Here is an 11,924-nt window from a genome sequence, read left to right on the forward strand (position 1 = left end):
AATGTTTTTAGGATTAAAGGATTAGTTTCAAGTCTTTGGTCGCTTCTATGTACTTGTCCATGTCCTCAAAGAGCTTCTTCGGGGTGACACGGGCATAAACTTGGGTTGTGGTTATATCGGAATGTCCCAGCATCCGGCTGATGGTTTCAATCGGCACTCCGGCCTCCAGCGTAATCAGCGAGGCGAAGGAGTGACGTGCCTGATGGTAGCACAAGCGTCCGCTTACTCCGGCAAGGACGGCAAGGGATTTCATGTGCCGTTGGAGGTTCGGGTGGTATACCATCGGGAACAGCGTCGGGCGGTTGTCATCATGGTATTTCTCAATTAGGGCGAGGGCTTCCGGCAGCAGCTTCACGCTCGCCCGAAGCTCGTTCTTCTGGCGGCGGTATTTAAGCCACAGGTTGCCCTCATCGTCCGTATAGAGGTTCTCACGGGTGACGCTCACCGCATCCGCATAGGCAGTGCCGGTATAGCAGGCAAACAGAAAAAGGTCACGGGCGAGGATGTGCGTGGTACGCCATGCGGGTATCTCCACGTCACGGATTTTCTCGAAGTCCTCGCGGCTCAATGCCCTCGGTGTACGTTCTGTCTTTTGCGGTAAGGTGAAATTTGCAAAGAAGCATCTTTCCGCATACCCCTCCTTGTAGGCGATGCGGCATACCTTTTTCAAGATGGCGAGATAGTGGCGCACGGTGTCCACCGCCAAGCCTTTCACGTCCATCACGAAGTTCTGGTAGTCGTGTATGAACTGTTCGGAAAGTTGCCCAAAAGCGATGTCCTTCGTCTTGAACTGCCACTCGATGAATTCGCCCAATGTCCTTCTCATGTAGTAATAGCCGGGGTAGGTTCCTTTGGCACGGTCGATGCCGATACGTGCCTTCAAGTCCTCGCAGATGCGGTCGGTCATTCTCAGCAGGGTCATCTGCGTATCCATACTGCCTTGGAACAAGTCCTTGACTGCCGTAGCGTCAAAGTCCTGCCCACGCTCCACCAACGTATCAAACGCCGCATTGACCGCAAGCAGCAACTTGTCCAGTTTCGCGTTGGTTTCCACCGCCTCGCGGCTCTTGCCGTCCAGACGGCTTTCCCTTGCGTTCCACAACTCCGGCTTGCACGACAGCTTGCATCCGAACTGCGCCATCGTGCGGTTCACCGTTATCCTTCCCATTATCGGGGCTTTGCCCGACTTGTCCGTTCCGCTCTTTTTCAGGTAGAGCAGCACCTTGAATTTTTCAATTTTCATACGCTTACTGTTTTTGTCGCAAAATTAATTTATGAGTAAGCGTCCATTGATTTGCAGAACGGTGCGTATCGGCGCAATCGGAACGGGCTTGCAACAATTTCATTTTCCGTATGTTACCTGTCCTTGCTTCGGTAACTGACAGCTAACGGCTTGGTAACTGAAATGGCTCAATATTCCGCACTCCGTTGCGTTTCCGGCATTTGGCAGAATAGTGAAAAACCGCTCATTTCAAACGGGTTACGTTTTATCTTTACTTGTTTGCTGACGGGTGCTCTGTGGGTTCTGTTCCATTGCGGACGGCATACATCACCGTTACTTCTCCTAGCCCCCAAGAAGCCAAATCATATTGTACAGCTGAAATATTACCCTCGCTAATCGGCATACGTTGCAACTTGCCCGTCCTGAAAATGCCCCAGACATAATGATCCGACTGGGTAAACCCGACTCCAACAGGTACTTCCAATGCAGTACCTACATCACGAGAAGGAGCATATTTCATATAGCGGTCGAAGAAACTAAACCACAAATTCCCTTGAGTATCTATCAGTGGGGGATTCTGCATGAATTCTGTGGAAATCCGATTTTCACGCAGGACGCCAGTTTCGAATTCAAAGACATAGCCGTTACTCATCCACAATAATCCGTCTGTTTCATCCACCATAATCCACGATATATACTGTTTCAGAATCTCATCATAACCAGGAACTATCTCGTACAAAGGCACTGCCTCATTACCATCGAACCGGTAAACACCATGCCCAGTTGCCAGCCATAAAAATCCACGTTTATCCTGTTCTATCTGCAAAACCGTAGTCTGAGGCAAATTCAGTTTATCAAAATAGTAACGGAAATATACGACATCATTCATTGGCTTACCACACAAAACCAATGAAAAAAAAGGCAAAAGCAACTCAACAAAAATGTTTTCATATAAACTACGACTAAAAGACAAAGCCAAAAGTAACATTTTTAATCTTTATAGACAAGAAGTTACTGATTCCCACTAAATAATGATAGAATTTGAACAGAAAAATGGCAGAATACTAATATTTGCAACAACCACCGAAATACAAAAAAAGGATGACCACATAGTGAACATCCCTCAAAACCATCTAAAAACAAGCAGGTTCAAATATGCCAGCAATATGCTTTAATGGAACTCTATCTCCAGCCCATCGTATGCAAAATAAATGTTCGGAGGCAATTGGCGACTGATTGCAGCATGAAGTCCCGCATGATGCCCCATGTGGACAAAATAGGTTTTATGTGCTCCAATACGACGAGCTGCTTTCAATGCCTCAGGGATAGACTGGTGTGAACCATGAGGTGTCGGACGCAAGGCGTTCATCACAAGAATTTCAATCCCTTCCAACAGACGATAGGAATCATCGGACATCGTCAGCATATCCGTCACATACCCCAAACGACTGTCAATACGGAAACCGAGAATAGGCAGACGACCATGCATCACCTCAAAAGGCAATATCTCCGTCGTCCCAATATTAAAAGGCACACCAGCCTTCAGCTCGTGAAGCGAAATACGAGGCACGCCTGGGTACTTGTGCTCTACAAAACAATAAGGCATACGCATACGAAGATGTTCAGCCGTATAGGCATCGGAAAAAACTGGAACTTCACCAAATCGGCAATAAGGGCGCAAATCGTCCAACCCGCCTACATGATCGTAGTGCTCATGCGTAATGAGTACGCCGTCTATCCGACCAAACCAGCGAGAACGGATCATCTGTTCTCGAAAATCGGGCCCACAATCTATCAGAATGGTATGACCATCATCTGTATGCAGCAAGGCAGACGTACGTAAACGATTGTCACGAAAATCTGTTGATGTACAGACGGGGCATGTACACCCCACTTCGGGTACTCCAGTAGACGTTCCAGTTCCTAAGAATCTCAGTTTCACAAGTTCTATCCTTTAATTGTATTTCGTTCAAATGAAATTTACTTCCGGCTCAATCTCAATTCCGAAACGGTCGGCCACAGTTTTCTGCACAGCACGTGCCAAAGCTACAACATCCGCCCCTTCAGCTCCGCCCAGATTGACAAGCACCAGCGCCTGACGATCATGTACAGCCGCACGCCCTAAAGCTTTTCCCTTCCAACCGGCCTGTTCAATAAGCCATCCGGCAGGCACTTTCACATGGTCTGCATCCACTTCGTAACAAGGCATATCGGGAAAAACGGTGCACAATTCCTTATACTGCGATCTGAAAATGACAGGATTCTTGAAAAAGCTGCCAGCATTACCCAACTGAGCCGGATCGGGCAATTTACTGCGACGAATGTCGACAATGGCCTGACGAACATGAGCCAGCGTCACTTCGTCGTATTGTGACAGCGCCTGACGAACATTGCCGTAATCGAGCCTGAAACAAGGATGTTTACTCAGACGAAAATTAACATAAAGGATAAAAACAGACTTCATGTTCGGACACTTGAAAATACTATCCCGATAAGCATATGCACACTCCGCAGCTTTATAGATTCTCTTTCTGCCCATTACATCCATAGTTTCCACAGAATCTATCAGATCACAGACCTCAGCACCATAGGCACCGATGTTCTGTACTGCTGCGGCACCTACCTCACCGGGAATCAAAGAAAGATTTTCTGCACCATACCAATTACTGTCCACACAATACTGTACAAAATCATCCCAAACCACTCCACTTCCCACTCGTACCTCTATCCAGTTTCGGTTCTCATAGGTCACTTCTATCGTCTTGACTGTTGAATGGAGAAAAGTCCAATCATAACGTTTCTGCGTAAACAACAAATTACTCCCCCCTCCTATACAAAAATAAGGGCGAGTCAAGAATACCCCCCTTTCAATCAACTGCTCCAATTCCTCGCCTGAAGCAAATTCACAAAAATCAGCTGCCTCAGCCTCGATACCGAAGGTATTATGAGGTAGCAATGAATGATATATCATACACGTCACTCTGTCAAATTCCTGTATCTTCGTATTTGTATAACTCCCACTCTCCTTTTCTTTTCCTGAAATAGAAAATATTGGAATAGCCATTGCTAAGACCATTGACCTTCAAAATCTTAGTTGAAGAACTATCTTCATTCTTCTGCCCGTAATTGATATTAGAAAGTCGGTCGGCAGGCAACGTAGGCCTAAACACATACCATTGATCCACATCAAGTGTAGTCTCCAAAATAGAAAACTCATCATCAGGATCAATCGTTATAAACTGCAAAGGTTGAGAGATATGTTCCCGCTGATAGAGACTATCTACCGCAAAACGGGCATAAAAGGATACAAAACTGGGATCTCCCTCTTTATCTTCCTCCATCTTTCGCAAGTTAATGGCTTCAAGCATCCACATCCCTTTAGCTCGTTCGAAATAGTAACGCTTCACCATCCGCGTCTTAAGAAAAATCCACTCTACCTGAACAGATGAAAGTGTCGTATCACCAACTAAATCCATATCGTCCTCACTATCAAAAAGTAGCGTATAGAACGTCTGACCAGCAAAAAGTGGATCATGTTTCCAATATTTCTTTTCAATCTTTAAAGGAGTATCTACATTATAATAAGGCAAGGGGAAGATAGTACGCTGCCGTTGGAACAGAGAATCGGTCGCATAATTGAAAACAAAATCGTCAAAGAGTTCGTCTGCGCCTACCGGCTGAGGAGCTTCTTCTACTGGAACTTCACCCAACGACTCTCCTTCTCTGACACCGATCGAATCGACCATCGCAGTAATTGCACTGAAAGAATCGATGTTCGCCTTGGGGTTCTTACAAGAGAACAACAAGACAAACACCGATAATCCCCATATTAATTTTCTCATATCCAACAGATCGGCAACGATCATTTATTCAACTTAACCCTCAGCTTCTCCAGCATGTCCACAGTCATGGACTCCAGATCATATTGAGGTTTCCAATCCCATTCCGCACGGGCACAGCTATCGTCCATACAATCGGGCCAGCTATCGGCAATACTTTGCTTCAAGGGATCTACATCATAAACCATTTCAAAGTCCGGCACATGCTTCTTAATCGCAGCATAAATAGTCTCGGGAGCAAAACTCATGGAAGCGATATTGAAGGCATTACGATGTTTCAGTCTGGCAGGATCGGCCTCCATCAGCGTAATAGCCGCATTCAAAGCGTCAGGCATATACATCATGTCCATCAACGTACCTTCTTTCACCGGACAAACAAATTTTTCACCTTTTACGGCTGCATAATAGATATCGACCGCGTAATCAGTAGTTCCACCACCCGGAGGAGTTACATTCGAAATAATACCAGGGAAACGTACCGCACGGGTGTCAACACCATATTTAGTATGATAATAGTCACTCAATAATTCTGTAGTAACCTTGCTAACACCATACATTGTACGGGGACGCTGGATAGTATCCTGAGGTGTCATAACATGCGGAGTATCCAGACCAAACGAACCAATTGAACTAGGTGTAAATACAGCACAGCCATGTATACGAGCTACTTCAAGCACATTCCATAAACCGTCAATACCAATTTTCCATGCCAAACGAGGTTTACTTTCGGCAACGACAGAAAGCAATGCTGCCAGATTATAAATCGTATCAATACTATACTCTTTGACAGCTGTTTCAATAGCATTGAAGTCTGTCACATCTGCCAATACAGAAGGACCTGATTCCTTCAGTTCACCCTTGGGTTCTGCTCCGGTAATATACCCCGCAACAACATGTTCATTGCCATAACGCTTACGCAATTCCATCGTAAGTTCCGATCCGATCTGACCGGTAGCTCCAATTACTAAAATATTTTTCATTTCGAACAAATTAAAGTTAGAGAATTCCTTTTTTTAAAGAGTACGCAAAGATACACACTTTTTTTTCAAAATTCTATCATTCTGTTATTGTTTATTTCGAGAAAAATGATGTCCTTTGCATAGTGTGTAACTAATTGTAAAAATCCTAAAACAAAAACGTTATGTATGGTAAAATGAAAGAGTTTCTCAGCCAGACACTTGCTGAGATAAAAGAAGCCGGTCTCTATAAGGAAGAACGTCTGATTGAAAGCGCGCAGCAAGCCGCTATCACAGTAAAAGGCCAGGAAGTATTGAACTTCTGTGCCAACAACTACTTGGGATTGTCCAACCACCCCCGTTTAATTGAAGCTGCCCAAGAAATGATGGATCGCCGTGGTTATGGCATGTCATCCGTCCGCTTCATTTGTGGTACCCAAGACATTCACAAGGAACTTGAAGCAGCAATCTCCGATTACTTCCATACAGAAGACACTATTTTATATGCAGCTTGTTTCGACGCTAATGGTGGTGTATTCGAACCCCTGTTCACCGAAGAAGATGCCATCATTTCCGACTCACTGAATCATGCTTCTATCATTGACGGTGTACGCCTCTGCAAAGCAAAACGTTATCGTTACGCTAACGCTGATATGGCTGATCTGGAACGTTGCTTGCAAGAAGCTCAAGCACAGCGTTTCCGTATTATCGTAACAGACGGTGTATTCTCAATGGACGGAAATGTAGCCCCAATGGACAAGATCTGCGATCTGGCAGAAAAATACGATGCCCTAGTTATGGTAGACGAATCACATTCTGCAGGTGTAGTAGGTCCTACAGGACATGGTGTCAGCGAATTGTATAATACTTACGGGCGTGTGGATATCTATACCGGTACCCTGGGTAAAGCTTTTGGTGGAGCTATGGGCGGATTTACAACTGGCCGCAAAGAAATCATCGACTTATTACGCCAGCGCAGTCGCCCCTACCTCTTCTCAAACTCTGTTGCTCCTGCAGTTATCGGTGCTAGCATTGAAGTCTTCAAAATGTTGAAAGAAAGCAATGCATTGCATGACAAACTGATGGAGAACGTAAACTACTTCCGCGACAAGATGACAGCTGCCGGATTCGACATCAAGCCGACACAAAGCGCTATCTGTGCAGTTATGCTCTATGACGCCAAGCTGTCTCAAGTATACGCTGCTCGCATGCAAGAAGAAGGTATCTACGTCACAGGTTTCTATTATCCAGTTGTTCCGAAAGGTCAGGCGCGTATCCGCGTACAAATTTCTGCCGGACATGAAAAATTACACTTGGATAAGTGTATCGCAGCTTTCATCAAAGTGGGCAAAGAACTGGGAGTTTTAAAATAAACATTCCTTAAAAACAATCAGCCCGAAGTCTGACTTCCGTCATCTTCGGGCTGATCTTATTTCAATAGCCTCACAAACTTTTATTGACGTTCTCCCAACTTAGAGTCTACAAAATACAAATTAGAGTTTCCTGCTCTTTTAATCATTTCCACAATACTTGAGGCTGTAGCTTCTTCTTCTACTTGTTCACGTACAAATCCCCACAAGAAATCTTGGGTTGCCTTATCTCTTTCGGAAGCAGCAACATCCACCAATTCGTCAATCATCTTTGAAACTCGGCATTCATGCTTATAAACCTGTTCAAATACATCAAGCGGGGTACCAAAATCATTAGGTACAACATCAATCTTATCTACCTTTGCCGTACCTCCACGTTTGATAATATAAGAAGCCATCTCAAAAGCATGTTCATGCTCCTCAAAAGACTGTTTCTTCAACCAATTGGCCATACCATTATAACCTTCTTTCTCCATAAAGAAAGACATTGCCAAATACAGATTGGCTGACCACATTTCTGCAGTAATCTGTTCGTTAATTGCGTTTTGTAGTTTTTCTGAAATCATATTCGTTCGTTTTTTAAAATTGTAAACATTACAAATATAACGAGATAATCGCCATATTGTTCGACTAATAACATTTTTTAATCTTAATCCAACAATTAAAAGACTTACTCACTATTTACATAAACTCATCCGAAAGGTATCCTTGAGGCAGGGTACGACAATTATATTGTGATGCCATAATTTCTCCATAAGCCCCAGCTGAACGCAAAGCTAAAAAATCACCGCGTTTCACCCCATTAAGATCTACAGACTTACCAAACACATCAGATGACTCACAAACTGGACCAACTACATCATATGTTTCTACAGAAGCTTCCGAAGATATATTTTCTATCTTATGATAGGCCTGATATAAAGCCGGACGTATTAAATCTGTCATACCTGCATCCAAAATAGCAAACTGTTTATTAGTTCCCTGTTTAACATATAACACACGGGCAATGAGTGAACCACATTGTCCTACCACGGCACGTCCCAGCTCAAAATGCAATTTCTGGTAAGCTCGAAGTTTCAAATGGGTAGCATAAGTCTTGAAATAAGCAGAAAAATCAGGTATAGACTGACGATTAGGATGATGATAATCAATACCGAGTCCACCACCGACATTGATATGTTCAATACGAATACCACGAGCATCCAGCTTTTCCTGCAACTCATTGATGCGATTGCACAAAGCCACAAAATCACCCATATCTAATATCTGAGAACCAATATGAAAATGCAACCCAACAAAGTTGACATGTTGCATTTCCGCCGCTAGTTCTATCACATGTTCCATATCCTGCATGCTAATACCAAACTTGTTTTCAGCAAGACCGGTCGTAATGTTAGCATGAGTATGAGCGCCGACATCGGGATTTATACGGAAAGCGACATTAGCTATTTTTCCCCTTTCTGCCGCCAGTTCATTAATAACTTCCAATTCTGGCACAGATTCAACATTGAAACAAAAGATATTGTAATCCAATCCCAAATTAATTTCCCAATCAGCCTTTCCTACACCTGCGAACACAATTTTATTTGCAGGAAAACCCGCTTTGATAGCAGCCTGAATTTCACCTCCACTTACACAGTCAGCACCCAATCCGTTTTCTCGAATGATAGTCAACACCTTCGGATTGGCATTTGCCTTCACTGCATAATGCACTACAAAATTCTCATAACGCGCAACTTCAGCACGAATACAATTCAGTGTATTGCGCAACACCTCCGTATCATAATAATAAAAAGGTGTGCGCAATGAACTGAATTTATCTATCGGAAAATGTCCTTTCATAAATCCTGCTACAACTTTTTTAGTTTTCGCTAAATAAAGCTGCACTCAAAGACTGCAATGCACGTTTCTTATCTTCTTCACGTATCAGGAAAGAGATATTATAATTACTTCCGCCGAAAGATATCATACGCACTGGAATGTCACGCATTGCATCAAGCGCTTTAGCCTCAAAGCCTACGTTTTCCCATTCCAAATCACCAACCACACAAATAATACACATGTTACGGTCTACTGTAACCGTTCCATATTTCTTCAAATCGTCTAAAATCTCGTTTAAGTGTTTTACATTATCAATAGATACTGAAACACCAACTTCAGACGTACAGATCATATCGATAGAAGTCTGATAACTCTCGAATATCTCGAACACTTTGCGCAAGAAACCATAAGCCAACAACATACGGCTTGATTTGATTTTGATAGCTGTAATATTGTCTTTGGCAGCTACGGCCTTGATTTTTCCTTTCTCGGTATCGTTCGATATCAGCGTACCAGGAGCCGAAGGATCCATCGTATTCAACAGGCGTACAGGTATATTGGCATATTTAGCCGGCTGGATACAAGTCGGATGCAAAATCTTGGCACCAAAATAAGCCAATTCTGCTGCTTCCTCAAACTGCAACTGACGAACAGGAGAAGTCTTGTCTACTACGCGAGGATCATTATTATGCATGCCGTCAATGTCCGTCCATATCTGAATTTCATCAGCATTAATAGCAGCACCTACCAACGAAACTGTATAATCACTTCCACCACGCTGCAGATTATCTATCTCTCCATAAGCATTACGACAAATGAAACCCTGTGTAATATAAATGTCTGCATCTGGATGCAATTCAAGTTGAGCTTGCAGTTTCTCACGAATATAAACAGGATCGGGCTCGGCATTCTTATCTGTACGCATATATTCCAAGGCAGGCAACAATACCGATTTCACACCACATTCCTGCAAATAATAGTTCATCATTCCCGTCGAAATCAACTCTCCCTGGGCTAGAACAACTTTTTCTTCAAACAAAGTAAACAAGTCCTTCGTATAAGAACGGATATAGTCAAAATGAGATCTTACCAGCTCCAGACATTTCTGTTTATATTCATCCGTCGAATAGAGTTCATCGATATGACGACGATATTTGCTTTCCAGTTGGTTGATAATTTCGTTGGCGCCTTCCGGATTCTTCTTGTACAGATAATCCGAAATCTCGACCAATGTATTTGTCGTACCTGACATGGCTGACAATACAACAATCTTACGTTCACCATCGGTAATCAATTTGGCCACTTCCTTCATCCGCTGAGCTGAACCTACCGAAGTACCTCCAAACTTTAATACTTTCATTTTTCCTTCTTGTTAAGTTGTTAAACCTATTATATTATTTTTTTATTTATTCTTCTGTCACTTTCCATAGACGATGTCCTTCACAACGATACACCTTCCCTGGAAATTCATTGAGCAACTGCAAATTATGCGTAGTCATCACCACCAATGCCCCCTTCTCGCTAATCTGATGTAATAAGGAGACAATAGCTCGTCCTGTTTCAACATCCAAATTGCCAGTAGGTTCATCTGCCAAAATAATGCGGGGAGAATTCAGCATAGCACGAGCAATAACAATACGCTGCTGTTCTCCTCCTGACAATTCATTAGGCAGCTTGTACCCTTTGTTGTTCATTCCCACCAACTGCAACATCTCTTCTATACGGTCTTTTCGTTCTCCACGATGTTTCCAACCTGTAGCACAAAGCACAAAGTCCAGATTGTCATATACCGAACGATCTGTCAACAATTGGAAATCTTGAAAAACAATGCCCAGTTTTCGACGAAGCTGCGGAATATGCTTACGTTTGATTCTTTTCATATCATACTCCAGCACCTCTGCATGTCCGGCGGCAATTTCCAACTCGCCATAAAACGTTTTCAGCAACGTCGTCTTACCAGAGCCTACCTTACCTATTAAATAGGCAAACTCTCCCGAGCACAGCTCTAAATTGACATTTTCCAACACACACAGCTCCTGCTGATGTATCTCAACATCCTTATATTTTATCAGCGTTTCAGTCATCTTCTCAATGTTTCTTCCAACCTACACCATGACGTTCTTTCAGTTCACGGGCAATATCTTCGATACTATAGCCTTTCGAAGTCAGTAAAACGATGAGATGATACAACAAATCGGCACTTTCATAAATCAGACGGTCATCTGTTCCATTACATGCCTCAATCACGGTCTCCACAGCCTCTTCACCTACTTTCTGTGCCATTTTATTTACTCCAGAACGGAACAGGCTGGTTGTATAAGAGCCTTCTGGCATTTCCGTATGACGTACATTAATGAAATCCTGCAACTCTTTCAGGAACATTACCGGTTGCTCATTCTTTTCGCCCCAACAAGTATCTGTCCCTGTATGACATACTGGGCCAACCGGATGTACTTGAATAAGCAATGTATCTCGGTCGCAATCTGCTTTGACAGATACGACATGCAGAAAATTTCCACTTTCTTCTCCTTTCGTCCACAAACGTTTACGCGTACGACTATAAAAAGTAACTTTACCCGTTTCCATCGTTTTGTCATACGCCTCACGGTTCATGAAACCCAGCATCAACACTTTAGCCGTATCTGCATCTTGTATGATAGCCGGAACAAGTCCGTCCATTTTATCGAAATCTATGCTCATATCCATAATCTATACG

12 protein-coding genes are annotated in these 11,924 nt (G+C 43.3%); 1 reads left to right on the plus strand and 11 read right to left on the minus strand.

All coding sequences use genetic code 11. The annotated features are described in order from the left end of the window. Positions 1–13 precede the first annotated feature (13 nt). The 6 genes from BQ8005_RS05195 to BQ8005_RS05220 form a co-directional block, all read right to left on the minus strand. Entirely contained in the window at positions 14–1,243 is a 1,230-nt protein-coding gene (locus tag BQ8005_RS05195; RefSeq protein ID WP_075317301.1) for a site-specific integrase, read from the minus strand. A 250-nt stretch (positions 1,244–1,493) separates the two neighbouring features. Then, positions 1,494–2,210 (minus strand): two-component regulator propeller domain-containing protein, encoded by a 717-nt coding sequence (locus tag BQ8005_RS05200; protein ID WP_159436215.1) that lies wholly within the window; start codon positions 2,208–2,210, stop codon positions 1,494–1,496. Between the two features lie 183 nt (positions 2,211–2,393). Beyond that, positions 2,394–3,164 carry an MBL fold metallo-hydrolase gene (locus tag BQ8005_RS05205; protein ID WP_075317305.1) on the minus strand — a complete coding sequence of 257 codons (771 nt, stop codon included), beginning with the start codon at positions 3,162–3,164 and terminating at the stop codon, positions 2,394–2,396. A gap of 27 nt (positions 3,165–3,191) precedes the next feature. Beyond that, on the minus strand, positions 3,192–4,193 hold the full coding sequence (murB, locus tag BQ8005_RS05210) for a UDP-N-acetylmuramate dehydrogenase (RefSeq protein ID WP_075317306.1): 1,002 nt from the start codon (positions 4,191–4,193) through the stop codon (positions 3,192–3,194). A gap of 13 nt (positions 4,194–4,206) precedes the next feature. Beyond that, positions 4,207–5,064, minus strand: a complete 858-nt coding sequence (locus BQ8005_RS05215; RefSeq protein WP_075318954.1) for a DUF4348 domain-containing protein — start codon at positions 5,062–5,064, stop codon at positions 4,207–4,209. A gap of 20 nt (positions 5,065–5,084) precedes the next feature. Beyond that, positions 5,085–6,041 carry an NAD-dependent epimerase/dehydratase family protein gene (locus BQ8005_RS05220; RefSeq protein WP_075317307.1) on the minus strand — a complete coding sequence of 319 codons (957 nt, stop codon included), beginning with the start codon at positions 6,039–6,041 and terminating at the stop codon, positions 5,085–5,087. 161 nt (positions 6,042–6,202) lie between these two features. Between BQ8005_RS05220 and kbl the strand changes: the two genes are divergently transcribed. After that, positions 6,203–7,390 carry a glycine C-acetyltransferase gene (gene kbl / locus BQ8005_RS05225; protein WP_075317309.1) on the plus strand — a complete coding sequence of 396 codons (1,188 nt, stop codon included), beginning with the start codon at positions 6,203–6,205 and terminating at the stop codon, positions 7,388–7,390. Positions 7,391–7,470: 80 nt separating this feature from the next. Here kbl and BQ8005_RS05230 read toward each other — a convergent pair whose 3' ends face one another. The 5 genes from BQ8005_RS05230 to hisIE all read right to left on the minus strand — a co-directional run bounded on the left by BQ8005_RS05230 (position 7,471) and on the right by hisIE (position 11,908). Beyond that, positions 7,471–7,953, minus strand: coding sequence for a ferritin (locus BQ8005_RS05230; RefSeq protein ID WP_075317310.1), 483 nt, complete (start codon positions 7,951–7,953; stop codon positions 7,471–7,473). Positions 7,954–8,068: 115 nt separating this feature from the next. After that, the gene (gene lysA, locus BQ8005_RS05235; RefSeq protein ID WP_075318956.1) at positions 8,069–9,229 is read right to left on the minus strand and encodes a diaminopimelate decarboxylase; all 1,161 of its coding nucleotides are present in this window, start codon (positions 9,227–9,229) and stop codon (positions 8,069–8,071) included. Positions 9,230–9,248: 19 nt separating this feature from the next. Next, positions 9,249–10,568 carry an aspartate kinase gene (locus BQ8005_RS05240; RefSeq protein ID WP_075317311.1) on the minus strand — a complete coding sequence of 440 codons (1,320 nt, stop codon included), beginning with the start codon at positions 10,566–10,568 and terminating at the stop codon, positions 9,249–9,251. 46 nt (positions 10,569–10,614) lie between these two features. Beyond that, positions 10,615–11,292, minus strand: coding sequence for a cell division ATP-binding protein FtsE (locus BQ8005_RS05245; RefSeq protein WP_021847562.1), 678 nt, complete (start codon positions 11,290–11,292; stop codon positions 10,615–10,617). Between the two features lie 4 nt (positions 11,293–11,296). Then, positions 11,297–11,908: a bifunctional phosphoribosyl-AMP cyclohydrolase/phosphoribosyl-ATP diphosphatase HisIE gene (hisIE, locus tag BQ8005_RS05250; protein ID WP_075318958.1), complete on the minus strand. Its 612-nt coding sequence runs from the start codon at positions 11,906–11,908 to the stop codon at positions 11,297–11,299. Positions 11,909–11,924 lie beyond the last annotated feature (16 nt).

Source organism: Bacteroides togonis, assembly GCF_900130135.1.
GTDB classification, from domain to species: Bacteria; Bacteroidota; Bacteroidia; order Bacteroidales; family Bacteroidaceae; genus Bacteroides; species Bacteroides pullorum.

Excerpts from the sequence above, each read along its gene's own strand:
- BQ8005_RS05195 (WP_075317301.1), bottom strand. The coding sequence starts at position 1,243 with ATGAAAATTGAAAAATTCAAGGTGCTGCTCTACCTGAAAAAGAGCGGA.
- lysA (WP_075318956.1), bottom strand. The coding sequence starts at position 9,229 with ATGAAAGGACATTTTCCGATAGATAAATTCAGTTCATTGCGCACACCT.
- BQ8005_RS05200 (WP_159436215.1), bottom strand. The coding sequence starts at position 2,210 with ATGTTACTTTTGGCTTTGTCTTTTAGTCGTAGTTTATATGAAAACATT.
- kbl (WP_075317309.1), top strand. The coding sequence starts at position 6,203 with ATGTATGGTAAAATGAAAGAGTTTCTCAGCCAGACACTTGCTGAGATA.
- hisIE (WP_075318958.1), bottom strand. The coding sequence starts at position 11,908 with ATGAGCATAGATTTCGATAAAATGGACGGACTTGTTCCGGCTATCATA.
- BQ8005_RS05240 (WP_075317311.1), bottom strand. The coding sequence starts at position 10,568 with ATGAAAGTATTAAAGTTTGGAGGTACTTCGGTAGGTTCAGCTCAGCGG.
- murB (WP_075317306.1), bottom strand. The coding sequence starts at position 4,193 with ATGATATATCATTCATTGCTACCTCATAATACCTTCGGTATCGAGGCT.
- BQ8005_RS05215 (WP_075318954.1), bottom strand. The coding sequence starts at position 5,064 with ATGAGAAAATTAATATGGGGATTATCGGTGTTTGTCTTGTTGTTCTCT.
- BQ8005_RS05220 (WP_075317307.1), bottom strand. The coding sequence starts at position 6,041 with ATGAAAAATATTTTAGTAATTGGAGCTACCGGTCAGATCGGATCGGAA.
- BQ8005_RS05245 (WP_021847562.1), bottom strand. The coding sequence starts at position 11,292 with ATGACTGAAACGCTGATAAAATATAAGGATGTTGAGATACATCAGCAG.
- BQ8005_RS05230 (WP_075317310.1), bottom strand. The coding sequence starts at position 7,953 with ATGATTTCAGAAAAACTACAAAACGCAATTAACGAACAGATTACTGCA.